This window comes from Pseudomonas sp. TH32 (genome assembly GCF_016650855.1).
Classification (GTDB): Bacteria; Pseudomonadota; Gammaproteobacteria; order Pseudomonadales; family Pseudomonadaceae; genus Aquipseudomonas.
Window position 1 is genome coordinate 4,901,681 of sequence record NZ_JAEKFA010000002.1, and the last position, 25,131, is coordinate 4,926,811.

At 61.0% G+C, this 25,131-nt stretch carries 24 protein-coding genes; 11 read left to right on the top strand and 13 right to left on the bottom strand.

The window, feature by feature from the left end; translation table 11 throughout:
* Window positions 1–142: 142 nt before the first annotated feature.
* The 10 genes from JFV30_RS26205 (at window position 143) to pqqE (ending at window position 10,062) form a co-directional block, all read left to right on the top strand.
* Window positions 143–1,054, top strand: coding sequence for a sugar ABC transporter substrate-binding protein (locus JFV30_RS26205; RefSeq protein WP_201125521.1), 912 nt, complete (start codon window positions 143–145; stop codon window positions 1,052–1,054).
* Window positions 1,055–1,110: 56 nt separating this feature from the next.
* Complete coding sequence (locus JFV30_RS26210; protein WP_050543199.1) at window positions 1,111–1,593, top strand: Lrp/AsnC family transcriptional regulator; 483 nt, start codon at window positions 1,111–1,113, stop codon at window positions 1,591–1,593.
* Window positions 1,594–1,760: 167 nt separating this feature from the next.
* Window positions 1,761–3,443, top strand: a complete 1,683-nt coding sequence (locus tag JFV30_RS26215; protein WP_201126243.1) for a flavin monoamine oxidase family protein — start codon at window positions 1,761–1,763, stop codon at window positions 3,441–3,443.
* A 10-nt stretch (window positions 3,444–3,453) separates the two neighbouring features.
* Window positions 3,454–4,248: a carbon-nitrogen hydrolase family protein gene (locus JFV30_RS26220; protein ID WP_201125522.1), complete on the top strand. Its 795-nt coding sequence runs from the start codon at window positions 3,454–3,456 to the stop codon at window positions 4,246–4,248.
* 50 nt (window positions 4,249–4,298) lie between these two features.
* A complete protein-coding gene (pqqF, locus tag JFV30_RS26225) occupies window positions 4,299–6,662 on the top strand; it encodes a pyrroloquinoline quinone biosynthesis protein PqqF (RefSeq protein ID WP_201125523.1) in 2,364 nt (787 codons plus the stop codon).
* Window positions 6,663–6,830: 168 nt separating this feature from the next.
* A complete protein-coding gene (pqqA, locus tag JFV30_RS26230) occupies window positions 6,831–6,905 on the top strand; it encodes a pyrroloquinoline quinone precursor peptide PqqA (RefSeq protein ID WP_003194766.1) in 75 nt (24 codons plus the stop codon).
* Between the two features lie 77 nt (window positions 6,906–6,982).
* Window positions 6,983–7,894, top strand: coding sequence for a pyrroloquinoline quinone biosynthesis protein PqqB (gene pqqB / locus JFV30_RS26235; RefSeq protein ID WP_201125524.1), 912 nt, complete (start codon window positions 6,983–6,985; stop codon window positions 7,892–7,894).
* Window positions 7,895–7,905: 11 nt separating this feature from the next.
* On the top strand, window positions 7,906–8,658 hold the full coding sequence (gene pqqC / locus JFV30_RS26240) for a pyrroloquinoline-quinone synthase PqqC (RefSeq protein ID WP_010167412.1): 753 nt from the start codon (window positions 7,906–7,908) through the stop codon (window positions 8,656–8,658).
* On the top strand, window positions 8,655–8,930 hold the full coding sequence (gene pqqD / locus JFV30_RS26245) for a pyrroloquinoline quinone biosynthesis peptide chaperone PqqD (protein ID WP_177043234.1): 276 nt from the start codon (window positions 8,655–8,657) through the stop codon (window positions 8,928–8,930). Before pqqC ends, pqqD begins: the two co-directional genes overlap by 4 nt.
* The gene (gene pqqE, locus JFV30_RS26250) at window positions 8,923–10,062 is read left to right on the top strand and encodes a pyrroloquinoline quinone biosynthesis protein PqqE (RefSeq protein ID WP_201126244.1); all 1,140 of its coding nucleotides are present in this window, start codon (window positions 8,923–8,925) and stop codon (window positions 10,060–10,062) included. Before pqqD ends, pqqE begins: the two co-directional genes overlap by 8 nt.
* 6 nt (window positions 10,063–10,068) lie before the next feature.
* Here pqqE and JFV30_RS26255 read toward each other — a convergent pair whose 3' ends face one another.
* The 4 genes from JFV30_RS26255 to JFV30_RS26270 all read right to left on the bottom strand — a co-directional run bounded on the left by JFV30_RS26255 (window position 10,069) and on the right by JFV30_RS26270 (window position 12,511).
* The gene (locus tag JFV30_RS26255) at window positions 10,069–10,227 is read right to left on the bottom strand and encodes a YqaE/Pmp3 family membrane protein (protein ID WP_003211049.1); all 159 of its coding nucleotides are present in this window, start codon (window positions 10,225–10,227) and stop codon (window positions 10,069–10,071) included.
* Between the two features lie 96 nt (window positions 10,228–10,323).
* Entirely contained in the window at window positions 10,324–10,644 is a 321-nt protein-coding gene (locus JFV30_RS26260; RefSeq protein ID WP_063026725.1) for a helix-turn-helix domain-containing protein, read from the bottom strand.
* The gene (locus tag JFV30_RS26265) at window positions 10,628–10,993 is read right to left on the bottom strand and encodes a type II toxin-antitoxin system RelE/ParE family toxin (protein WP_201125525.1); all 366 of its coding nucleotides are present in this window, start codon (window positions 10,991–10,993) and stop codon (window positions 10,628–10,630) included. Before JFV30_RS26265 ends, JFV30_RS26260 begins: the two co-directional genes overlap by 17 nt.
* Window positions 10,994–11,230: 237 nt before the next feature.
* Window positions 11,231–12,511, bottom strand: coding sequence for an aspartate aminotransferase family protein (locus tag JFV30_RS26270; protein WP_201125526.1), 1,281 nt, complete (start codon window positions 12,509–12,511; stop codon window positions 11,231–11,233).
* Between the two features lie 208 nt (window positions 12,512–12,719).
* Here JFV30_RS26270 and JFV30_RS26275 point away from each other — a divergent pair, with 208 nt between their 5' ends.
* On the top strand, window positions 12,720–13,610 hold the full coding sequence (locus JFV30_RS26275) for a LysR family transcriptional regulator (RefSeq protein WP_010167419.1): 891 nt from the start codon (window positions 12,720–12,722) through the stop codon (window positions 13,608–13,610).
* Between the two features lie 226 nt (window positions 13,611–13,836).
* Here the strand turns inward: JFV30_RS26275 and JFV30_RS26280 are convergent, their stop codons facing one another.
* From JFV30_RS26280 to bioF, 9 genes are all read right to left on the bottom strand, one after another.
* Entirely contained in the window at window positions 13,837–15,615 is a 1,779-nt protein-coding gene (locus JFV30_RS26280) for an acyl-CoA dehydrogenase C-terminal domain-containing protein (RefSeq protein ID WP_201125527.1), read from the bottom strand.
* Window positions 15,616–15,737: 122 nt separating this feature from the next.
* Window positions 15,738–17,522, bottom strand: coding sequence for an acyl-CoA dehydrogenase C-terminal domain-containing protein (locus tag JFV30_RS26285; RefSeq protein ID WP_010167423.1), 1,785 nt, complete (start codon window positions 17,520–17,522; stop codon window positions 15,738–15,740).
* A gap of 90 nt (window positions 17,523–17,612) precedes the next feature.
* Complete coding sequence (locus JFV30_RS26290; RefSeq protein ID WP_201125528.1) at window positions 17,613–18,902, bottom strand: GGDEF domain-containing protein; 1,290 nt, start codon at window positions 18,900–18,902, stop codon at window positions 17,613–17,615.
* 206 nt (window positions 18,903–19,108) lie between these two features.
* Window positions 19,109–20,914 (bottom strand): phenylacyl-CoA dehydrogenase, encoded by a 1,806-nt coding sequence (locus tag JFV30_RS26295; RefSeq protein WP_008434376.1) that lies wholly within the window; start codon window positions 20,912–20,914, stop codon window positions 19,109–19,111.
* Between the two features lie 337 nt (window positions 20,915–21,251).
* Window positions 21,252–21,533, bottom strand: coding sequence for a pyrroloquinoline quinone biosynthesis protein PqqE (locus JFV30_RS26300; RefSeq protein WP_169386981.1), 282 nt, complete (start codon window positions 21,531–21,533; stop codon window positions 21,252–21,254).
* Window positions 21,534–21,640: 107 nt separating this feature from the next.
* Window positions 21,641–22,321, bottom strand: coding sequence for a dethiobiotin synthase (bioD, locus tag JFV30_RS26305; protein ID WP_201125529.1), 681 nt, complete (start codon window positions 22,319–22,321; stop codon window positions 21,641–21,643).
* On the bottom strand, window positions 22,318–23,130 hold the full coding sequence (gene bioC, locus JFV30_RS26310) for a malonyl-ACP O-methyltransferase BioC (RefSeq protein ID WP_201125530.1): 813 nt from the start codon (window positions 23,128–23,130) through the stop codon (window positions 22,318–22,320). Before bioC ends, bioD begins: the two co-directional genes overlap by 4 nt.
* Complete coding sequence (locus JFV30_RS26315; RefSeq protein WP_003211068.1) at window positions 23,123–23,854, bottom strand: alpha/beta fold hydrolase; 732 nt, start codon at window positions 23,852–23,854, stop codon at window positions 23,123–23,125. Before JFV30_RS26315 ends, bioC begins: the two co-directional genes overlap by 8 nt.
* Window positions 23,847–25,025, bottom strand: a complete 1,179-nt coding sequence (gene bioF, locus JFV30_RS26320) for an 8-amino-7-oxononanoate synthase (protein ID WP_201125531.1) — start codon at window positions 25,023–25,025, stop codon at window positions 23,847–23,849. Before bioF ends, JFV30_RS26315 begins: the two co-directional genes overlap by 8 nt.
* Between the last annotated feature and the right edge of the window lie 106 nt (window positions 25,026–25,131).

The following is a 25,131-nucleotide window of genomic DNA, read 5'->3' on the forward strand; positions in this document are numbered from 1 at the left end:
TACTTTTAACAATCTGACCCAAATTAAAGTGTTCGATCAGCGGCGAAAATAAATTCTGGGGCTTACTTGAAGTGGAATTTTATTTCCAATAATGTTTGTTTCAGAATCTTTGTCGCACTAAAACAATAAAAAGGAACCTGTCATGAAGCGCCTGCTTGGCTGTGCCTGTGCCCTGTTGCTGTCCACCGCTGCCCATGCTGAATTGCGCATTGGGGTATCGGTCGGACAGTTTGATAACTACGTTTCCTACCTGGTGCAGGCCATGCAGGACCGAGCGAAGGCCTCGCCCGATGCAGTCAAGCTGCAGGTGGAAGATTCCGCCAGCGACGTGGTCCGCCAGTTGAACCAAGTAGAAAGCTTCATCAGCCAGAAAGTCGACGCGATCATCGTCAACCCGGCCGACACCGCCGCCACCCGTAAAATCACCGAAAAGGCCAACGCCGCCGGGATCCCGCTGGTGTACATGAACAGTCGCCCCGAGGTTGAAACCTTCCCGCCGGGCGTCGTGTTCGTCGGCACCGACGAGCGCGCGATTGGCCGGATGCAGATGGAATACCTGGCCGAGAAGATGGGCGGCAAAGGCAACCTGGCGATCATCCTCGGGCGCCTCGCCCACAGCGACACCGGCAAACGCACCAGTGGCGTCAAGGATGTGCTGGCCAAGTACCCCGAGATCAAAGTCGTTGAAGAACAGTCCGGCGACTGGCAGCGGGAAAAAGGCATGGACCTGATGAATGAATGGCTGACCAAGGGCCAGACCATCAATGCCGTGGCCTCCAACAATGACGAGATGGGCATTGGCGCCGCCATGGCCCTGCGCCAGACCGGGCGCCAGGACATTCTGGTGGGCGGCATCGACGGCACGCCGGACGGTTTGCAGGCGCTGAAGAAAGGCCAACTGGCAGTGACCGTATTCCGCGACCCGGTGGCGATCGGTGCGGGCTCGGTGGACGCGGCGCTGATGCTGATCAAGCACGCCGCCCTGCAAGGCGATGTATGGGTTCCGACCCAGCTGGTCACCCCGGACAACTACCCGCAGTTCCTGCACAACTGAGCCAAACGCCGCCGCGAGCATCAAGGGGAATGAGCCTGTAACATGCTTGCCCATTGATGCCCGCGCCGGAGAACACCTTGCCCGCCTCTCACCCTCCCGTCCTCGATGAAATCGATCGCCAGTTGATCGCCGCGTTGCAGATCAACGCCCGCGAAAGCGTGGCCATGCTCGCCCGGCAACTGGGCATCGCGCGCACCACCGTCACCTCGCGCCTGGCGCGCCTGGAAAAAACCCAAGTGATTACCGGCTATGGCGTACGCCTGAGCCAGCGGGTGGTGGATGGCGGTTTACAGGCCTACGTGGGGATTACCGTGCAACCGCGCTCGGGCAAGGAAGTGCTGCGCCGGATCAGTGCCATGGCGCAGGTTCAGCAACTGTGTGCGGTCAGCGGCGAGTTCGATTACGTGGCCTGGCTGCGCACCGATTCGCCGGAGCAGTTGGATCAACTGCTGGACCAGATCGGCAGTGTCGACGGTGTAGAGAAGACCACCACCTCGATCATCCTCAGTAACAAACTGGATCGCGGGCAACCAATCTGACCAGCACCTTCGTCACTCTGACTAAAAACAATTCAATCCGACGACACATTGCGTCTTATTAACGAACGCTACGCTCCCTAGAATGGCTGCCATCTTTTCCTATACTCAGCGGGTCGCGCCCCGCCGAGTCGCCAGCAAGGTCAGCCATGAGCATTCCTTCCAGCACCATCAGCAAGCCCAATCGCCACCCTGCCAACGGTAAAAAACCGATCACCATCTTTGGCCCGGACTTCCCGTTCGCCTTCGATGACTGGATCGAGCACCCGGCCGGTCTGGGCAGCATTCCAGCGGCCAACCATGGCGCCGAAGTGGCGATCGTCGGCGCCGGGATTGCCGGCTTGGTGGCCGCCTACGAGCTGATGAAGCTGGGCCTGAAACCGGTGGTGTACGAAGCCTCGAAAATGGGTGGCCGCCTGCGTTCCCAGGCGTTTGAAGGCGCCGAAGGCATCATTGCCGAGCTGGGTGGTATGCGCTTCCCGGTGTCGTCCACCGCGTTTTATCACTACGTGGACAAACTCGGGCTGGAGACCAAACCGTTTCCCAACCCGCTGACGCCCGCTTCCGGCAGCACGGTCATCGACCTCGAGGGCCAGACTCACTACGCACAGAAACTCGCCGACCTTCCTGCACTGTTCCAGGAAGTGGCTGACGCCTGGGCCGACGCCCTGGAAGCCGGATCGCAGTTCGCCGATATCCAGCAAGCCATCCGCGACCGTGACGTACCGCGCCTGAAAGAGCTGTGGAATACGCTGGTTCCGTTGTGGGACGACCGCACCTTCTACGACTTCGTCGCCACCTCCAAGGCGTTCGCCAAGTTGTCCTTCCATCACCGCGAAGTGTTCGGCCAGGTCGGCTTCGGCACCGGCGGCTGGGACTCGGACTTCCCCAACTCGATGCTGGAAATCTTCCGCGTGGTGATGACCAACTGCGACGACCACCAGCACCTGGTGGTCGGCGGCGTCGCCCAGGTACCCATGGGCATCTGGCGCCATGTGCCGGAGCGATGTGCCCACTGGCCCGAAGGCACCAGCCTCAGTTCCTTGCACCACGGCGCGCCACGGGCCGGGGTCAAGCGCATTGCCCACGCCCCCGACGGCCGTTTCGCTGTCACCGACAACTACGGCGACACCCGTGAATACGCCGCCGTGCTGACCACCTGCCAGAGCTGGCTGCTGACCACCCAGATCGAGTGCGACGAAACCTTGTTTTCGCAAAAGATGTGGATGGCCCTCGACCGCACCCGCTACATGCAATCGTCGAAGACCTTCGTGATGGTCGACCGGCCATTCTGGAAGGACAAGGATCCGGAAACCGGCCGCGATTTGATGAGCATGACGCTGACCGACCGCCTGACCCGTGGCACCTATCTGTTCGACAATGGCGACGACAAGCCTGGGGTGATTTGCCTGTCCTACTCGTGGATGAGCGATGCGCTGAAAATGCTGCCGCAGCCGATCGAAAAGCGCGTAAAACTGGCCCTCGATGCGCTGAAAAAGATTTACCCGAAAGTCGACATTGCCGCGCGGATCATCGGCGATCCGATCACTGTGTCGTGGGAAGCCGACCCGCATTTCCTCGGTGCTTTCAAGGGCGCGCTGCCTGGCCACTATCGCTACAACCAGCGGATGTACGCGCACTTCATGCAGAAGGACATGCCGGCAGAGCAACGCGGTATTTTCATTGCCGGTGACGACGTATCCTGGACGCCTGCGTGGGTTGAAGGCGCGGTGCAAACCTCGCTGAACGCGGTGTGGGGCATCATGACTCACTTCGGCGGCAGCACTCACCCACAGAACCCGGGGCCGGGCGATGTGTTCGATGAAATCGGGCCGATCGCACTGCCCGAGTAAGGAGTTGCCCATGCGTGTCGCCCTGTATCAATGCCCGCCTTTGCCGCTGGACGTGGCCGGCAATCTCAAGCGCCTGCATCAACTGGCGCAAGAGGCTACCGACGCCGACCTGCTGGTGCTGCCGGAGATGTTTCTCACCGGCTATAACATCGGCGTAGAAGCGGTCGGCGCCCTGGCGGAAGCTCAGGACGGCCCGTCTGCGCAGTCCATCGCTGCGCTGGCGAAAAACTCGGGTGTGGCGATTCTCTATGGTTATCCGGAACGCGGGGCTGACGGGCAGATCTACAACGCCGTGCAGTTGATCGACGCCAACGGCCAGCGCCTGTGCAACTACCGCAAGACCCACCTGTTTGGCGACCTCGACCACTCGATGTTCAGCCCCGGAGACGATGAGTTTCCGCTGGTGGAGTTGAACGGCTGGAAGCTGGGGTTCCTGATTTGCTATGACCTGGAATTCCCGGAGAACACCCGGCGCCTGGCGCTCGCCGGGGCGGAGTTGATCCTGGTGCCGACGGCCAATATGGTGCCCTTCGATTTCGTCGCCGATGTCACCGTGCGGGCGCGGGCCTTTGAAAACCAGTGTTATGTGGCTTACGCCAATTACTGCGGCCAGGAAGGCGAGATCCAGTATTGCGGGCAAAGCAGCATCGCCGCACCGGATGGCCAGCGGATTGCCCAGGCGGGCCTTGATGAAGCGTTGATTGTCGGCACTCTGGATCGCCAACTGATGGTCGACTCCCGCGCGGCCAATCGCTACCTGCTGGACCGTCGCCCGGAGCTCTACGGTGCGTTGCACAAGCACTGATCGGGCAGGTTTGCGCTAGCATAGGCACTTCCTACGTTTCGGAAGTGCCCATGCCTGCGCCGGCCCACCCTCATCACCTTCAATTGACCCTGGCCAACGGCCTGCAGGTTTCCTTGCATCATGCGCCGCGTTTGAAGCGCTGCGCGGCGGCCTTGCGCGTTGCAGCGGGCAGCCACGATGTGCCCTTGGCGTGGCCGGGACTGGCGCATTTCCTTGAGCATCTGTTGTTCCTGGGTACTGAGCGTTTTCCTGCAAATGAAGGGCTGATGGCTTACGTGCAGCGTCAGGGTGGCCAGGTCAACGCCAGCACTCGCGAACGCACTACCGACTTTTTCTTTGAGGTGCCGGTTCCGGCATTTGATGCGGCGCTGGAGCGCCTGGGGGATATGCTCGCCCATCCGCGCCTGGCCCCGGAAGACCAGTTGCGTGAGCGTGAAGTGTTGCACGCGGAATTTATCGCCTGGTCGCAAGATGCCACGGCCCAACAGCAACAGGCGTTGCTGCAAGGCGTTGCGGCGGATCATCCGCTGCGGGCGTTTCATGCGGGCAACCGGGATAGCTTGCCGGTGGAGCGTGAGGATTTTCAGCAAGCGTTGCGGGATTTTTATGAAGGCTTCTATCAGACCGGGCAGATGACCTTGAGCCTGGCGGGCCCTCAGTCACTGGCGGAGCTGGAGGCTTTGGCGAAGCAGTTTGGCGCTGCGTTGAAGACTGCACCGCTGAAGCCACAGGAGCCCGCGCCAGCATTGCTGGCCGGCATTCAACGGACCTTTCAACACGCCGATGAGCACCACTGGCATCAGGTGGTGGTGAGCGAAGCATCCCCTGAAGCGCTGGATTTCCTGTGCCTGTGGCTGAACGCTTCGGCCCCGGGTGGATTGCTCGCCGAGTTGCAGGCGCGACAGTGGGTCAGCGCCCTCAGCGCGACGGTGCTGTATCAGTTCGCCGGCCAGGCGCTGCTGGATATCAAGTTCACCCTGGACACGCTCGGTGCCCGGCAAACCACCGTGATCGAAGAACTGTTGCACGACTGGTTAAGCTTTTTCGCACACAGTGATTGGACGCTGCTGCGGGAAGAGTACGCCTTGCTGCTCGCGCGCAAACGCCAGGTCAGCGGCGCCCTGGCACTGGCCCGGCAAGACAACGAGCCGGTCCTGTCCGAGCACAGCGCCACGTCCCTCAAGGCACTGCTGGACTCGCTGCAACTGCCGCCGTCCCGGCACGCCTGGCAACTGCCACCTGACAATCCGTTCCTGCGTCCGGCAGCCCGGGAGGAACGCCCTGGGCTGATTCGCGGCCAAACCAGCGCCCATCGTGGTTTGCGCACGTTCGCCCAGGATCGCTCCCGTGGACGAAAGGATCTTTCGGCGCTGACCTTCAGCCAGGCGTTGCCAGGTGACACAGACGAGGGGGCGATTTACCTGCGCTGGCAGCTGGATTCGCAGCTACCCACAGACCTTTTCCCACGCCTGCGCGAGAACGCTAGCCAAGCGGGCGTCGAACTTGCCTTCGAGACCAATGGCAATCACTGGCAACTGAAAATGGTCGGGCTCCACGATCCCATGCCGGCGGTATTGGCAGAAGTGGCGCGCAGCCTGACCCAGCTTGATGAAAAAGCTGGAGCACCCACCCGTGCGGCACCGGCAATGGCCATCCGGCAGTTACTCAAGGCATTACCCTCTTGTTGCGCAGGCATCACGCCCGCCAGCCCACCACCTCACCAGGACCGATGGTCAACGGCCCGCTGGCAAGGGCTTGCAGTAGGGTTGCCCGCCAGCTGCGAAGAGGCCATTAAAACTGCTGCCGGGAAACTGCCCGGCCAACCGGCAACGGCCATCACTGAACGTCCTTCATCCGGCGGCCAGCACTTTTGGCACGAGGTAAGTACCGATTCCACCGACGCCGCGTTGCTGCTGTTCTGCCCGACACCGACCCAATCCCTGGCCGACGAAGCATGCTGGCGTTTGCTTGCACACCTGATGCAGGCGCCGTTCTACCAGCGCCTACGGGTCGATTTGCAACTGGGCTACGCGGTGTTCAGCGGCATCCGACAGTTCAATGGGCAAACCGGGCTGCTGTTCGGGGTGCAATCTCCCAGCGCCTCCCTTGCGCAAATTCTCGATCATCTGCAAACGTTCCTGAAACAGCTGCCCGCCCTGATCAACAGCAGCGAACTGCCGGGTAATCTGGCCCGGCAATTTGCCCTCGATGCCCTGCCCACCGCCCAAGCCGCTGAACTGCTCTGGCACGCCCATTTGGCGGGCCACCCGTCGGATTACATCAATCAGTTGCAAGATTTCATCCAGACCCGCACCCGCAAGGATTTAATGGACGCCGCACAGCAACTCAATGCGGCTGCAGGCGGCTGGCACTGCGTGGCCAATGGCCCGCGCAGCGCCGGTCTCCGGCAATGATCAGGCTGATCATTGCCGCTTCGGTAAAAGGCTTTTTCCCACAGGACAGCGCTATCTTCAAAAGAAGTACGTAACATTCACACGCACACATCTGAACATCTCCGCTTGGAGGTGGACTATATGTATTACTTGGTAGTAAACGTCCCATCCCTTCGTAGGAGTAAGAACATGACTTGGTCCAAACCTGCTTACACTGATCTGCGTATCGGCTTTGAAGTCACCATGTACTTTGCCAGCCGCTGATTGGCTTTGTATCGCAATGCAACGCCTCGGCTCGCCCGGGGCGTTTTTATTTTTGAGTTGTGTGTAATGGAGCGGCCATGTTTGTCCAGATTCTAGGTTCCGCCGCGGGCGGTGGTTTCCCGCAATGGAACTGCAACTGCGTGAACTGCGCAGGTTTTCGCGACGGTAGCCTGCGGGCCGAGGCGCGCACCCAGTCGTCCATCGCGATTTCCGATGACGGCGTGAACTGGGTCTTGTGCAACGCCTCGCCGGACATTCGCGCCCAGCTTCAAGGGTTCGCCCCGATGCAACCCGGCCGCGCCCTGCGGGACACCGGCATCAGCGCAATCATCCTGATGGACAGCCAGATCGACCACACCACCGGCCTGCTCAGCCTGCGCGAAGGCTGCCCGCACCAGGTGTGGTGCACCGACATGGTTCATGAAGACCTGAGCACCGGCTTCCCGCTGTTCACCATGCTGACCCACTGGAACGGCGGGCTGGCCTGGAACCGCATCGAGCTGGACGCCAGCTTCACGATTCCCGCCTGCCCCAACCTGCGCTTTACGCCGTTGCCCCTGCGCAGCGCAGCACCGCCCTACTCGCCTCACCGATTCGACCCACACCCGGGCGACAACATCGGCCTGATCGTCGAAGACCTGCGCACCGGCGGCAAGCTGTTCTACGCCCCAGGCCTGGGCAAGGTCGACGGGCCGTTGCTGGAGATCATGGCCGACAGCGATTGCCTGCTGGTGGACGGGACGATGTGGGATGACGACGAAATGCAGCGCCGTGGCGTCGGCACCCGCACTGGCCGCGAGATGGGCCACCTGGCACAAAACGGCCCCGGCGGCATGCTGGAAGTGCTGGAGCAGTTGCCCAAGCAGCGCAAGGTGCTTATCCACATCAACAACACCAACCCGATCCTGGATGAGGACTCGCCCGAGCGAGCCGAGTTGCTGCGGCGCAATGTGGAAGTGGCGTACGACGGCATGAGCATTGAATTGTAGGAGCGAACCAAATGACTGACATACCGCTGACCACCGCCGAGTTCGAACAGGCCCTGCGGGCCAAGGGCGCCTTCTACCATATCCATCACCCGTATCACGTGGCGATGTATGAAGGCCGTGCCACCCGCGAACAGATCCAGGGCTGGGTCGCCAACCGCTTTTATTATCAGGTGAACATTCCCCTCAAGGACGCCGCGATCCTGGCCAACTGCCCGGACCGGGAGATCCGTCGTGAGTGGATCCAGCGCCTGCTGGATCACGACGGTGCCCCCGGTGAGGACGGCGGCATCGAAGCCTGGCTGCGCCTGGGCCAGGCAGTCGGCCTGGACCCGGATCAACTGCGCTCCCAGGAATTGGTACTGCCCGGCGTACGATTTGCGGTAGACGCCTACGTCAACTTCGCCCGCCGCGCCAGCTGGCAGGAAGCCGCCAGCAGTTCCCTGACCGAGCTGTTCGCGCCGCAGATCCACCAGTCGCGCCTCGACAGCTGGCCACAGCATTACCCATGGATCGACCCGGCTGGCTATGAGTATTTCCGCACCCGCCTGGGCCAGGCCCGCCGGGATGTGGAGCACGGTCTGGCCATCACCCTGCAGCACTACACCACCCGCGAAGGCCAGGAGCGCATGCTGGAAATTCTCCAGTTCAAACTGGACATTCTTTGGAGCATGCTCGATGCCATGAGCATGGCTTACGAACTGAAACGCCCGCCGTACCACAGCGTGACTGATCAGCGTGTATGGCATAAGGGGATCACCCTATGAGCTTCGATCGCAGCAAAAAACCGACCTGGCGCCAGGGCTATCGCTTCCAGTACGAACCGGCCCAAAAAGGCCATGTGCTGCTGTACCCGGAAGGCATGATCAAGCTCAACGACAGCGCCGCATTGATCGGTGGTTTGATCGATGGCGAGCGCGACGTCAGCGCGATCATCGCCGAGTTGGACCAGCAATTCCCGGGTGTGCCCGAACTCGGTGAAGACATCGAGCAATTCATGGAGGTTGCCCGTGCTCAGCACTGGATCGAACTTGCCTGACCTGCCACCCAAGCCGGAAATCGGCCTGCCGCTCTGGTTGCTGGCCGAGCTGACCTACCGCTGCCCGCTGCAATGCCCGTATTGCTCCAACCCGCTGGATTTCGCCGAGCAGGGCAAGGAGCTGAGCACTGAACAGTGGATCAAGGTATTTCGCGAAGCCCGGGAAATGGGCGCTGCGCAGCTGGGGTTTTCCGGCGGTGAGCCGCTGGTGCGCCAGGACCTCGCCGAACTGATCGCTGAGGCGCGCAAACTCGGTTTTTACACCAACCTGATCACCTCCGGCATCGGCCTGACCGAGCAGAAGATCAGCGACTTCAAGAAGGCTGGGCTGGACCATATCCAGATTAGTTTCCAGGCCAGCGACGAGCAGGTGAACAACTTGCTGGCGGGGTCAAAAAAGGCTTTCGCACAGAAACTGGAAATGGCCCGGGCGGTGAAAGCCCATGGCTACCCGATGGTGCTGAACTTCGTCACCCATCGGCACAATATCGACAAGATCGACCGCATCATCGAGCTGTGCATTGCGTTGGAAGCGGACTTTGTCGAGCTTGCCACCTGCCAGTTCTACGGCTGGGCCCAGCTCAACCGGGTCGGCCTGTTGCCGACCCAGGAACAACTGGTGCGCGCCGAACGCATCACCAACGAGTACCGCGCCAAGCTCGAAGCCGAAGACCACCCGTGCAAGCTGATTTTTGTCACGCCGGATTACTATGAGGAGCGCCCGAAAGCCTGCATGAATGGCTGGGGCAGTATCTTTCTGACGGTGACCCCGGACGGCACTGCCCTACCGTGCCACGGTGCCCGACAGATGCCGGTGCAATTTCCCAACGTTCGCGACCACAGCATGCAACACATCTGGTACGACTCGTTCGGCTTCAACCGCTTTCGCGGCTATGATTGGATGCCCGAGCCATGCCGCTCATGCGACGAGAAGGAAAAGGACTTCGGTGGCTGCCGCTGCCAGGCGTTCATGCTGACCGGAGATGCCAGCAACGCCGACCCGGTGTGCAGCAAATCGGAGCATCACGGGATGATCCTCCAGGCCCGCGAGGAAGCGGAGCATGCCACCCAGACCATCGAGCAACTGGCCTTTCGCAATGAGCGCAACTCACGGCTGATCGCGAAAGGCTGAGGCCTGTTAACGTTTGGCGATGATATACACGGCGTGCACGATGCCCGGAATGTAGCCGCACAAGGTCAGCAGAATATTCAGCCAGAACGCGCCAGCGAAACCCACTTGCAGGAACACACCCAGTGGCGGCAGCAGAATGGCGATGATGATGCGAATGATATCCATGGGTTTAGCTCCTGAAAATCGGCTCGTGTGAGCCGTACAAGCTAATCGACCTTGGGCGTTCGTGAGGGTTCAGTGGGATCTGGCAACGGGCCATCCTCAGGCCAGGATTTCCAAACCGTGCTTCTGCACGATGCTCAACAGCTTGAGCGCCATGCCGCTGGGCCTTTTCTCACCTGACTCCCATTGCTTCACCGTGGAGGCGCTGGTGTTCAAGTAGCGGGCAAAGACAGGTTGGCTGACGTGGCTGCGCTCGCGCAGTTGTTTGATTTGCTCGGCCGGGATTTGTGCCGGGATATCCGCAAGGCATGCCTCGTCGAACTCACGAAGAGTCGTTTTATTAATGGCGCCTATGGCATAAAGCGCTTCGGCGGATTGATGAATGGACTCAAACGCCTCACTTTTATATTTCTTGGTCATGATGTATCTCCACAAACTCCCTGAGATCCAGCATCTGCTGAATCTGCGCTTCGCTGAAACCTTCATAAGTCTTAGCCAGCGACCGAAACCAAACCAGTTCGCTTTGACTGATATTGCTTTGGTTCTGCTTGGCAAATAGCAATTGATAAACCCAGTAATGCCTACCCTTGGCCAAGACAATTGAACGATGTCGGTTCTGATTCAAACGCTTTTTCCAAACACCGCCGCCCAAATTATCGGCTTGGCCGCCAAGCATTTCGGTGAAAGCTTCCCTCAATTCCGAATCACATATCCAGGCCTTGCTGGCTGCGATAGCAAAATTCCGCGTTTTGAACAGCCTGAGCCTCATAAGGCATCCCTTCCCAAAAACATACCACCCAGTGGTATAGATTAGAAATAGAGCATGGTAAAAATCTTCACGCCCAATCGGCAGTCCTTGCCGACGTCCGCTAAAAAGCCACTTTTCCCAATGATGCTCAAGCACCCTTTTCAATCCAAAAATTTCGAGACAAAAAAAACGCCCCCAGCCAAAAGAATCAGGCTGGAGGCGCCGCGTATACCGCGAGACGGTTCAGGAAATAAGGGGTTAAACGGCAATGCCCTTGCGGCATTGCAGCTGCGCGGTGCGCACTCGGGAAAAGGCCCGGGCCAGGCGCAGGAGCATTTCGTCGACGTTGCTTTTGCTCAACGTGAGCGCCGGGGTGAAGCGCAGGCAGTCGGGTTGCGGCGCGCCCAGGATCAGACCTTCACTCAGCGCTGCCTTTACCACTGCATCTGCCGATTCTTCCGACAGGGTCAGTCCCCATAGCAGGCCCTGGCCGCGCAATTCGCCCTGGCCATAACGATGCGCCAGGCGTGCCAGCCCTTCGCCCAGGTAGGCACCAACGTCGCATAGGTGCTCAAGAAATCCGTGGTTCAGCACCGTATCGAGCACCGCCACGCCAGCAGATGCCATCAGCGCGTTGCCGTGGTGGGTGCCTTCCAGCTCACCGAGTTCAAAACAACACGCCTTGCCCCGCGCCAGCAACGCCGCCAATGGCACACCGCCACCCAGGCCTTTGCCCAGGGTGATGATGTCGGCGCGGACGCCATAGTGCTGTTCGGCGAGTAAGGTGCCGCAACGGCCGGTGCCGGTTTGCACTTCATCGAGGATCAGCAGTATCCCCAGTTCGCGGCACAGGCGCTCGACGCCCTTGAGGTAATGCTCGGTCGCGGGAATCACGCCGGCATCGTTCTGGATCGGTTCCAGCATGATTGCCACGGTTTGCGCGTCGACCGCTGCATGCAGCGCCGGCAGGTCGTTGAACGGCACGTGACTGAAGCCCGGCAACTGCGGCTCGAAGCGGTTTTCACTGGCGGCCGCCGAGGCCGACATCGCGGCAAAACTGCGGCCATGGCAACCGTTGCTGGCGGTGATGATGCGATAGGCGCCGCCGCGATGGAGCTGACCCCATTTGCGCGCCAGCTTGATCGCCGCTTCGCAGGCTTCGGCACCGCTGTTGAGCAGGTAGGCCTGGTCGCTGCCGGTACGATGGCACAGGCGGTCGGCGAGGTTCAGTTGAGCGCGGTTGTGCAGGCCGTTACCAGGATTAATCAGCGACTGGGCCTGATCGGCCAACGCCTTGGTCAATACTTGCGGGCTGTGACCCAGGCTGTTGGCGCCGCCGCCCTGATTGAAGTCGAGGTAGGCACGGTCTTCGCTGTCCCACAGCCAGGAGCCCTGGCCGCGCACGAACACGTGGGGCGGCCGGACTACGCTGGGCATCAGGCAGTCGCTGGAAAGGTCGTCGCGCAGTGTCGGGGTTTTCGCGTCGAGAATCAGATCATCCAGACTGGGGACCGGGCGACGCAGGTTGAACAGGTTCATGGATGAACCCCGCTGGCAATCGCACCTTGGTCGGTATTACCGATCAACCCATGGTGGAGGTTTTTGCCCTGCCTATGCAAACACCGTCAACATAAACACTACTCATCGCGCTTTCCGGCCCTGTAAGCCCTGTGAATAGGCGCTAGACTAGGCGTCTCGGGGGCACTCGGCCATTTCGATTTTCCAGCTTTTTCGATAAGCGTTACTTATGGATTTCAAGCAACTGCGTTATTTCGTCGCGGTGTATGAAGAAGGCCACGTGGGGCGGGCTGCAGAGCGCCTGTCGATCTCCCAGCCGGCTTTGTCGCAGCAGATTCGCCAGCTCGAACAGAACCTCGATGTGAGCCTGTTCGAACGCAGCAGCAAACGCTTGCTGCCGACCCTCGCCGCCCACACGTTGTACAACCATGCCCTGCCCCTGCTCGACGGCATGCAGCATGCCGTCGAGGCGCTGCGCAACTTCAAGGGCCAGGCATTGCGCACCCTGGCGATCGGCGTGCTGCAAACCGTGCACACCAGCCTGGTGCCGCAGATGCTCGAACGGGTGCGCAAGGCGCAGCCGCACCTGGTGGTGCAGATCTACGAATTGACCGGTATGGAAATCGAACGCCGGCTGCTCAATGGCTCGCTGGATATCGGCATCAGCTACCTGCCGCCGCGCCAGCCGGGGCTGCACGGCGTGCTGTTGTATGAAGATGAACTGAAAGTGGTCATCCCGTCCGACCACCCGCTGCGGGAATTCAAGAAAGTCTCCTTGAAGCAGGCCGCCGAGTTGCCGATGTTACTGCTCGGGGAAGAGTTTCAGGTGCGGCAGATATGGCAAGGCCAACTGGCCAACCTGGGCCGACGCCCGCAAGTGCAGGCAGAGCTGAATACGATGGTGGGGATTCTCGACAGCCTGCCCCACACCAAGCTGGCGACAGTGCTGCCCGGACGCTCCCAGGACGAACACAACAGCAAGGGGTTGCTGTGGAAACCGTTGAGCGAACCACGGGTGCCGTTGAAAGTCGGGTTGGTGTGCCGGGATGTGCAGCGTCAGCAGGCGACGCTGGAGTTGTTGCGCACGCTGCTGGAAGACGTGATGAACGCGCCTGTCTGACTTTTTCGCAGGCAAAAGAAAACCCCGCCGAAGCGGGGCTTTGCAGACTGTTTCCCTGACATCCATTTCACTCCGCCTTCCTGGCAGAATCCTACGTGTCCGTGTTGTTGCTTTGCGCTTCCTGCGCGACGTCCATGTGAAGTAGATTATCCGTGGATCCAATATGGCGATAGAGGACGAATAGCAGCACGTCATGTAAGAGAATGCTTACACGCCCTCCAAGCCCTTAGAACTGGGCTTCATCCAGCAAAAACAGCGATTCGCTACCGGCTTTTACCGAAGCACTGAGGGACGCGATCCGCGGCAGCAAGCGGGCAAAGTAGAAACGCGCGGTGCCCAGTTTGCTGGCGTAGAAGTCTTCCTGAGCTTCTTTGCCCAAGGCCGCCTTGGCCATCAGCGCCCACATGTAGGCGTACGCCATGTAGCCGAAGGCGTGCAGGTACTCCACCGACGCCGCACCGATTTCATTCGGGTTTGACTTGGCGCGATCCAGCAACCAGGCGGTCAGTTCGTCCAGGTCATCCACCGCCGCGTTCAGCGGTTTGGTGAACTCGGCCAGTTCGGCACCGGCCGTGCCGGTGAAATGGCGAATCTCGTCGGCGAACAACTTGTAGAACGCCCCGCCGCTGCCGACGACCTTGCGCCCGACCAGGTCCAGGGCCTGAATGCCGTTGGTGCCTTCGTAGATCTGGGTGATGCGCACATCGCGTACCAGTTGCTCCTGGCCCCATTCGCGAATGTAGCCGTGGCCGCCGAAAATCTGCTGGCCGTGCACGGTGGTTTCCAGGCCCAGGTCGGTCAGGAACGCCTTCGCCACCGGGGTCAGCAAGGCCACCAGGTCGTCCGCACGTTTGCGGGCGGTGGCGTCTTCGCTGAACTTGGCGGTATCCAACTGCATCGCGACGTAGGTGGAGAATGCGCGGCCACCTTCGTTCGAGGCTTTCATGGTCAGCAGCATGCGACGTACGTCCGGGTGGACGATGATCGGGTCGGCGACCTTGTCCTTGGCCTTCGGACCGGTTGGCGAACGGCTTTGCAGGCGGTCGCGGGCATATTCGATAGCGTTCTGATAAGAGCGCTCGCCGGAGGCCAGGCCCTGAATGCCAACGCCCAGACGCTCATAGTTCATCATGGTGAACATCGCCGCCAGGCCACGGTTGGGTTCGCCCACCAGGTAGCCCACGGCTTCGTCGAAGTTCATCACGCAGGTCGCGGACGCCTGGATGCCCATCTTGTGTTCGATGGAGCCACAGGTCACCGGGTTGCTCGCGCCCAGGCTGCCATCGGCATTCACCATGAACTTGGGCACCAGGAACAGCGAGATGCCCTTGGGGCCCGCCGGGGCGTCCGGCAGCTTGGCCAGCACCAGGTGGATGATGTTGTCGGTGAGGTCGTGCTCGCCACCGGTGATGAAGATCTTGGTCCCGCTGACCTTGTAGGAACCGTCGGCCTGAGGCTCGGCCTTGGTCCGGATAATCCCCAGGTCAGTGCCCGCATGCGGCTCGGTCAGGCACATGGAACCGGCCCACACGCCGGAGTACATATTCGGCAGGTAAGTGGCTTTGAGTTCTTCGCTGGCGTGGGTGTTGATCGACACGCAGGCGCCGGAGGTCAGCATCGGGTACAGGCCGAAGGCCAGGCCTGAGGAGTTGATCATCTCTTCAACCTGGGCCGACACCGCCTTGGGCATGCCCATGCCACCGTAGGTTGGGTCGCCGCCCACGCCCACCCAACCGCCTTCGGCGTAGGTTGTGTAGGCGTCCTTGAAGCCGGCCGGGGTGAAGACCGCGCCATTCTCCCAGCGGCAGCCTTCTTCGTCGCCGCCGCGGCTGAGCGGGGCGACGGTCTTGGAGGTGACTTTGCCGGCTTCTTCGAGGATTGCCTCAACGGTCTCGGCGTCGACGGTCTCTGCCAGCGCGGGCAGTTGGGCCCAGAGTTTGGCGACCTCGAAAACTTCGTTGAGGACGAAGCGCATATCGCGCAGCGGCGCTTTGTAGTCAGCCATGGCAAACCTCGTGAGAACTTAAAAGTGATTCGGGTGGTGTCAGTTTTACAGACCCCGAGTGTAACCGAACAACTTTTGTGACACATAGGGTCTGCTTGTGACCAACAAGTATTTTACGGTCACTAAAGTGCAAACAGCTCCGCCGGCAGACTCATCAGGCACTCACTGCCCGCCTCCACCGCCGCCCGATGGGCTGCCGTGCGTGGCAACAGGCGCTTGAAGTAGAACTCGCACGTGGCCAGTTTGCCCCGATGGTAATCGGCATCACCGCTGCTGCTGTCCAACTGCTCTTGTGCCACCAGTGCCATGCGCAGCCACAGGTAGGCGAGAATGATGTAGCCGCTGTACATCAAGTAATCCAGAGCGGCGGCGCCGACTTCATCGGGGTTTTTCATCGCCGCCATGCCCACCTTGACCGTCAGCTCGCCCCACTGCTGATTCAACTGGTTGAGCTGCGCCACATGGGCCTTGAGTTGCGGATGCTCCGCATTGGCTGCACAGAACTTGTGGACGACTTTGGTAAAGCCCCGCAGCAGCTTGCCCTGGCTGCCGAGCACCTTGCGCCCGAGCAAATCCAACGCCTGGATACCGTTGGTGCCTTCATAGATCGGCGCAATCCGGCAATCGCGAACCAACTGCTCCATGCCCCATTCACGAATAAAGCCATGGCCGCCGAACACTTGCATGCCGTGGTTGGTCACCTCCAGCCCGGTTTCGGTCATGAAGGCCTTGCAGATCGGCGTGAGAAACGCCAACAAGTCTTCAGCCTCCTGGCGCTGGCCCTCGTCAGCACTCAGGTGCGCGGTATCGAGCAACTGTGCGGTGAAATAGGTCAACGCCCGGTTGCCTTCGTTGAAGGCTTTCATTGTAAGCAACATGCGCCGCACATCCGGGTGGACGATGATCGGGTCGGCGGCTTTTTCCGGGGCCTTGGCGCCAGTCAGCGAGCGCATCTGCAAGCGATCGTTGGCGTACTTGATCGCGCCCTGGAAGCTGGCTTCACCCAGGCAAAGGCCCTGCATCCCGGTACCCAGGCGTGCATGGTTCATCATGGTGAACATGCAGTTGAGGCCCTTGTTCGCCTCACCAATCAGGAACCCCCGGGCGCCATCGAAGTTCAGCACGCAGGTGGCCGAAGCCTTGATGCCCATCTTGTGCTCGATGGAGCCACAGCTCACACCGTTGCGCTCACCCGAATCGGCGTGGAACTTGGGCACGATAAACAGCGAGATACCCTTGGTCCCGGCCGGTGCGTCCGGCAGCTTGGCCAACACCAGGTGGATGATGTTTTCACTCATGTCGTGCTCGCCGGCCGAGATGAAAATCTTGCTGCCGGTGACCGCGTAGCTGCCGTCTGCCTGAGGCACGGCGCGGGTCTTGATCAGCCCCAGGTCGGTGCCGCAATGGGCTTCGGTCAGACACATGGTGCCGGTCCACTGGCCTGCGGTGAGTTTGCTCAGGTACGTGTTTTTCTGTTCGTCGGTACCGTGGGCGTGGATCGCCGACATCGCACCGTGAGTCAGGCCGGGGTACATGCCCCAGGAGGTGTTGCTGGAGGCGATCATCTCGGCAAGCACCAGCCCGAGGGACATCGGCAAGCCTTGGCCGCCGTAGGCCGGGTCTGCCGCCAAACCGTGCCAGCCGCCTTCCACGTACTGGGCGAAGGCTTCCTTGAAGCCTTTCGGCGTGGTCACCACACCGTTGTCGAAATGGCAGCCTTCTTCATCGCCGGAGCGGTTCAACGGCGACAGCACGTTTTCGCAGAATTTCGCGCCTTCTTCGAGGATCGCGCCCACCATGTCCGGGCTGGCATCGTTCGCCCCGAGCGCCGCATAGTGGCCGTGGAAATCAAAGACGTGATCGATCAGAAAGCGCATGTCGCGCAGGGGAGCTTTATAGTCAGGCATGGCAATGTCTCCGGCAGCAGATACCTTCAACCTACTGCCGCACGGCCTGCCGGACAATCACTGTAGGGCCGCTGAATACAGCACCATCACTCAACCGGCAGCGCCGCCCATGCGCACCGCGCCCCGGCGGCTTTGCCCTGCGGCCACCACGCAATTACGCCCGGCGCCCTTGGCGCTGTACAGCGCCTGGTCGGCGGATTTGAGCACTTGTTCGGGCGTACGCTGCTCAGCCTGGCGCTCGGCCACGCCGATGCTGACGGTCACCGACACGCTGGAAGCGCCACTGCCAGCACGACGCTGGCGACCCTGTTGGTCGTCGTGGGGACGGTCCGGGTTACGCAGCTTGATGTCGTAGTTGGCGATGATTTCGCGAATCTCTTCCAGGTGCGGCAGGCATTCATCGAGGGTCTTGCCGGCGAACACCACCGCAAACTCTTCACCGCCATACCGGTAGGCGCGGCCGCCGCCGTTGACCTTCGACAGCTTGCTGGCCACCAGGCGCAATACCTGGTCACCCACGTCGTGGCCATGGGTGTCGTTGAAGCGTTTGAAGTGATCGACGTCGCCCATGGCCAGCACATAGTTGCGCCCCAGGCGCTGCATACGCTCATTGAGTGCGCGGCGCCCCGGCAGCCCGGTCAGCTCGTCACGGAAGGCCATTTGATACGCCTCGTGCGCCACCCCGGCGGCAATCATCAGCATCACCTGGCTGCACATGATATTCAGCGTGAACGGCAGGATGAAGGTCTGCGGCAACATCCAGAACAACCCGATCAAGCCCACCAGTTGCGCGGCGTGCAGCGGCCTTGGCTGGTACCAGTACTGCGCGGCCAGGGTGACAAAACCAATCAGGAACATCGGGTAGGACAACTGGATCAGGCTCATCCAGCGGCCATGCAAGGCGGGCCAGCGAATCTCGGCCAGCCAGTTCAGCAAGGCGTGGGGGAAACTCTGTTCAAGGGCCAGCGCCACGCTGCCAACCGCAAACAACACCGCGCAACGTGCGACGAAGTCGCGAAACAGGTGGGTTTTTTCCTGCCAGACCGCATAGATGCCGAACAGCAGCGGCAGCAACAGGCAGCACAGATGGAAGACCACCGCCGCGTCTTCCCGGACCCGGCCATTGTCACGGTAGTAATCGGTCTGGGTGTCCAGCAGGAAATAGATGACGTACACCGTGATCATCAGGAACAGCTCGCGCTGGCGACGGTAGACCGCGCAGTACGAGCCGCCCAGCAGCAACACCAGGGTCGGCAGCACGTTGAACAGTGAAGTGAAGAACACATTGAGATCCTTCACGTACGCAGCCGAGAGCCCCGCCAGCAGTAATAGCAGTGAAGGTAAAAAATGACTGAAACGTACAGCGGACGCGCGCGACAAGGGTAAAGCTCCGACCCACTAAAAAAGATGGCACATTGCCTTCACTGATCACAGTTAAGCACATTCGATGTGATGCGTATCACATTGCCATCACTTTAACGGCCGCACGGCGCAATCCCTGAGTCCTGCGCTGTGGTTTTTTATCGCGCAAAAAAAACCGCCGCTCCCGAAGGAGCGGCGGCTTTTTGAAATGAACCCGCCGAGGCTTAGTAGCCCAGGTCGAAGTTCTCTTCTTTCATGTCCATCAGGTTGTTGGCGCCCGACAGCATGGTTGCTACGTGGGTGCGGGTACGCGGCAGGATGCGCTGGAAGTAGAAGCGCGCGGTCTGCAGTTTGGCGGTGTAGAAGCCTTCTTCGGTGGTGCCGGCAGCCAGTTTCTCGGCAGCCAGGCGGGCCATGTCGGCCCAGAAGTAAGCCAGGCACGCGTAGCCGGAGTACATCAGGTAATCCACCGAGGCGGCACCGACTTCTTCGCGGTCTTTCATGGCGGCCATACCGACCTTCATGGTCAACTCGCCCCACTCTTTGTTCAGTGCCGCCAGCGGCGCAACGAATTCCTGTACGGCTTCGTTGCCTTCGTTAGCCTGGCAGAACTTGTGCACGATCTTGGTGAAGCCCTTCAGCGCTTCGCCTTGGGTCATCAGCACTTTACGGCCCAGCAGGTCCAGGGCCTGGATGCCGGTGGTGCCTTCGTACAGCATCGAAATGCGGCTGTCGCGAACGTTCTGCTCCATGCCCCACTCGGCGATGAAGCCGTGGCCGCCATAGATTTGCACGCCATGGTTGGCGGCTTCAAAACCGACTTCGGTCATGAACGCCTTGGCAATCGGGGTCATGAAGGCCAGCAGTGCGTCAGCCTGTTTCTTGGCTTCGTCGTCGGTGCCGTACTTGACCACGTCAACCTGCTTGGCGGTGAAGTACACCATCGCGCGGTTGCCTTCGGCGAAGGCTTTCATGGTCAGCAGCATGCGGCGCACGTCAGGGTGCACGATGATCGGGTCGGCTGCCTTGTCCGGCGCTTTCGGGCCAGTCAGGGAGCGCATTTGCAGGCGGTCGCGGGCATATTTCAGGCCGCCCTGGAAGCCGATTTCAGCGTGGGACAAGCCTTGCAGCGCGGTACCCAAACGAGCGGTGTTCATAAAGGTGAACATGCAGTTCAGGCCTTTGTTCGCCGGGCCGATCAGGAAACCGGTGGCCGCGTCGAAGTTCATCACGCAAGTGGCGTTACCGTGGATGCCCATCTTGTGTTCCAGGGAACCGCAGGACACCGCGTTGCGCTCACCGATCGAACCGTCTGCGTTCGGTACGAACTTGGGAACGATGAACAGCGAAATGCCTTTGGTGCCGGCCGGTGCATCCGGCAGGCGGGCCAGCACGATGTGGACGATGTTGTCGGCCATGTCGTGTTCACCGGCCGAGATGAAGATCTTGGTGCCGGAAACCTTGTAGGAACCGTCAGCCTGAGGTTCGGCCTTGGTGCGCAGCATGCCCAGGTCGGTGCCGCAGTGCGGTTCGGTCAGGCACATGGTGCCGGTCCACTCGCCCGACACCAGTTTGGTCAGGTAAGCCTCTTGCTGCTCGGGGGTGCCGTGCTCGGAAATGGTGTTCATCGCGCCATGGGACAGGCCTGGGTACATGCCCCACGACCAGTTGGCTTCACCGACCATCTCGCTGACCGCCAGGCCCAGGGACTCCGGCAGGCCTTGGCCACCGTGCGCCACATCGTGGGCCAGGCTCGGCCAGCCGCCTTCAACGAATTGTTTGTAGGCTTCTTTGAAACCGGTAGGGGTCTTAACGCCTGACTCGCTCCAGGTGCAACCTTCGATGTCACCCACGCGGTTCAGCGGTGCCAGTACCTGCTCACAGAACTTGGCGCCTTCTTCCAGAATGGCGTCAACCATGTCCGGGGTGGCGTCCTGGCAAGCCGGCAGGCTCTGATAGTGCGCTTCATAGCCAAGCAGTTCGTCACGAACGAAGCGAATATCACGCAAGGGGGCCTTGTAGTCAGGCATAGCGATAAACCTCTGCTGATGTATCTGGGATGAACAACCGCGTGGATGTGTTATTGCGGTCAAACAGTTGTTTGAAACATACGTTTACGACCAATCCTTGTCAAGCGTCGCGCAAATGCCGTTTGTCATGACGTGGGTCAACGTCAGGCACGGCGAGGCCTGCAGCGAAATGCCGCATGACGATTCAGGGTAAAAAAAGATTATTGAGCGGTGAAGATCAAGGTGGGAGCTGGCTTGCCTGCGATGCAGGCGCCGCGGTGTATCAGGAGGATCGAGGTGACGCTATCGCAGGCAAGCCAGCTCCCACAGAGAAGCCAGCTCGCACGATAAGAGGGGGTTATGCGTAAGTGTCGATCAACGTGCCGAGCATTTCGTCGGAAGCCTTCGCGACTTTGGCGCCCAACTCGACCTGGAACTTGCCTTGGGCCATCTCGACCATATTGCTGGCCGAATTGGTTGCCTGATTGGCGTCTACCGAACGCAGCCGATCATTTTGTGCGTCCGAAGGCTGGGTAGTGGCGGCGCTGGCGATCTTGCCGGCGGCCTGGTCGACACGGTTCTGCCCGGTCTGAATCGCGCTCAGCCCCGAGTAAAACGCACTGCTACCAGAGATTTCCATGGCGTGAACCTGCCTGTAAGAGAATCGTGAACCGTTATTGAAGCAGACCTACTGGCAAAACGCCCGTTAAAAACACTAATGGCATAATGCCTTAGCCATAGGCAAAACTAGTCAAGCAGGTCCAGTTGCAAGTACTCGGCCACCGCTTCAGGGCCGGGATGCTTGAGCTTCGGCACCCTCCCCAGGCATGGCGCAGGCAGCCGCTCGGCCAGGGTCGCGAGGTTTTCTTCCAGACGAGAGGTCTTGGGGTCGATGATATTCGCTACCCAGCCTGCCAGTGGCAGACCGTCCCGGGCGATCGCTTCGGCGGTCAGCAACGCATGGCTGATGCAACCCAGCCGCACGCCCACCACCAGAATCACCGGCAGCTTCAATGCCTGGGCCAGGTCCGAGAGGTTGTCCTGATCCGCCAAGGGCACGCGCCAACCGCCCGCGCCCTCAATCAGGGTGAAGTCGGCCTGCTTGGCGAGAATATGCTGCATGGGCTTCAACAACGATTGAACCGTCAGCGCCACTCCGGCTTCGCGGGCCGCCAGATGCGGTGCGATGGCCGGCTCGAACGCCACCGGGTTGACCTCGGCATAGGTCAAGGGCAACGAACACTCAGCCAGCAACGCCAGGGCATCCGAATTGCGCAGGCCCTTGGGCGTCAGCTGGCAGCCCGAGGCCACCGGCTTGCCCGCCGCGGTGCTCTTGCCGGCTTGCCGCGCGGCATGTAGCAGGCCGGCGGCGACGGTGGTCTTGCCGACGTCGGTGTCGGTCCCCGTGATGAAGTAAGCGGCACTCATAGAGGTTTCTCCAGGACGGCGTACACCACTTGATAGGTCGCCGGCAGGCCTTGGGCCTGGCGGAACTGCTCGTAGGCTTGCACCAGTGCAACAATCCGCGCCCGGCCCGTCAAGCCTCCGGGGCGCCCCGGGTTCAGATTGTGCGCACCCAAGGCTTTCAATTCGTGGGTCAGGCTGCGCACGTCGGGGTAATGCAGCACGTGGGGACGCTGCTCCAGGCTACGCACCCGCAAGCCACTGGCCGCGCACAACTGCTCATAAGCACTGAACGGCCGGAAGCGGTTCACATGAACCATGCCATCCGCCGCGCGCCAGCTTTCGCGCAACTCATCCAGCGTACCCACGCACAGGCTGGCAAACGCCAGCACACCGCCGGGCTGCAACACACGATGTGCTTCGCTGAGCACTGCTGCAAAATCCGAGCACCACTGCACCGCCAAACTGGAGTAGATCAGCCCGCAGCTGGCGTCCTGCAAGGGCAAGCGCTCGGCATCGCCAGCGATAAAGTGCTGCGCGCCGCCCAAGGGCCTGGCGTGGTTGAGCATGCCTTCGGCAATGTCCAGGGCCACGCCTTGGCTGTCCGGAAATGACTGGCCCAGCACACGACTGAAATAACCCGTGCCGCAGCCCAGGTCCAGCCAGCGTTGCGGCGAAATACCTTCCGGCAGACGCCGCAGCAGCTCGCTGCCCACCGCGCGTTGCAATTCGGCAACGCTGTCGTAACTGGCCGCTGCGCGAGAAAAGGAGGCCGCTACCTGGCGCTTGTCTGGCAAGCCGCCCGGCAGCGCAGGATGGGATAAATCAGTCATCACCGCACTCATGCAAAAAAGCCTGGATAGCCCCCGCTACACCGTGGGGGTCCTCCAGTAGAAAAGCGTGACCGGCCTGTTCAATCAGGCCGATTTCAACATCGGGCAACAAGGCGAACAACTCACTGGCCACTTCAGCCGGAACCAGCCCGTCCAGCCCGGCAAACAGATGCAACTGCGGCCCTTGAAAGTCGACCAACGCCTGGCGGGTGTCCAATCGGCCCAACAGCTCCAGACCACTGAGCAAGGTCTGCGCGGAGGTTTTAGGGGCACCCGCCAGCAATAGCCGAGCAAGTGATCGGGGATCGCTGGAACCCCGGGCGCAAAGCAGACTGAAGCGTTTTAACGTCGCAACCGGATCAAGGCGGCAACCGTTAAGAAACGCAATAAAATCCTCTTCGTGCATGCCATGGTCCCAGCGGGACCAGGCCACGAAGCTTGCGTTGCTGGCAAAGGTGAGCAAACCGCAACAATGATCACCGCGCCGGGCGGCCAACTCGGCAGCAAGCATGCCGCCGAGGGACCAACCACCCAGCCAGACGTCTTGGGGCAAGGTCGAATCCAGCTCATCGAGCCACTCTTGAAGGTCGTCCGACTCCACGTCCGGCAACGGTTCGATCTGCACCTGCAAGTGTTCATCCAGCCCCTGCAACGCCGCCGCCAACGGCTCCAACGGCGAAACGCCGAGGCCCCAGCCGGGCAGCAATATCAGTCGATCACGCATGGTCGGGCTCCTGGCCTAACAAGCGGAAACACTCTTCCAATGCGCTTAACAATAGCTGCACCTGCGCCTCACTGTGGGCCGCTGTCAGGGTCACCCGCAGTCGCGCGCTGCCAGCGGGCACAGTCGGTGGCCGGATCGCAGTCACCATCAGTCCACGCTCGCGCAACATCTGCGACAAGCGCACGGCACGGGCGCTGTCGCCAATCATGATCGGCTGGATCGGCGTGAAACTGTCCATCAGCTCCAGGCCGATCTGCTCGGCGCCCAGGCGGAATTGGCGGATCAGCCCGTTGAGATGCTCACGCCGCCAATGCTCGGTGCGCAGCAGTTCCAGGCTTTTCAGCGTGGCGCAGGCCAGCGCCGGCGGTTGGCTGGTGGTGTAGATATACGGGCGGGCAAACTGGATCAGGCTTTCGACCAGTTCCTCACTGCCTGCCACAAACGCGCCAGCAGTACCAAAGGCCTTGCCCAAGGTGCCCACCAATACCGGCACGTCCTCCTGGCTCAGGCCGAAATGCTCGACGATCCCGCCACCGTTGGCGCCCAAAGGCCCGAAGCCATGGGCGTCATCCATCATCAGCCATGCGCCCTTGGCCCGGGCTTCACGGGCCAGCGCCGGCAGGTCGGCCACATCGCCGTCCATGCTGAACACGCCGTCGGTCACCACCAGCGTATTGCCGGTGGCTTTCTCCAGACGCTTGGCCAGGCTTTCGGCGTCGTTGTGCAGGTATCGATTGAAGCGCGCCCCGGAGAGCAAACCGGCATCCAGCAACGAGGCGTGGTTAAGGCGGTCTTCGAGCACCGTATCGCCCTGCCCCACCAACGCCGTGACGGCGCCGAGGTTGGCCATGTAACCGGTGGTGAACAGCAGTGCTCGCGGGCGACCGGTGAGGTCGGCCAGGGCTTCTTCCAGTTCATGGTGCGGCGTGCTGTGGCCGATCACCAGGTGCGAAGCGCCACCGCCCACACCCCAGCGCGCCGCGCCCGCACGCCAGGCTTCAACCACGTGCGGGTGATTGGCCAGGCCGAGGTAATCGTTGTTGCAGAACGCCAGCAACGGCTGGCCATCGACCACCACTTCAGGGCCTTGCGGGCTCTGCAGCAGTGGACGTTGACGATACAGGTGTTCGGCACGACGGGCCGCAAGACGCGCGGCGAGATCGAAAGACATGAGACCTCGATTAAGCAAACCGAACGCGGTCAACCCTGTGGGAGCTGGCTTGGCTGCGATGACGGCGGCACATTCAGCATCAATGCGTCTGATAGACCGCTATCGC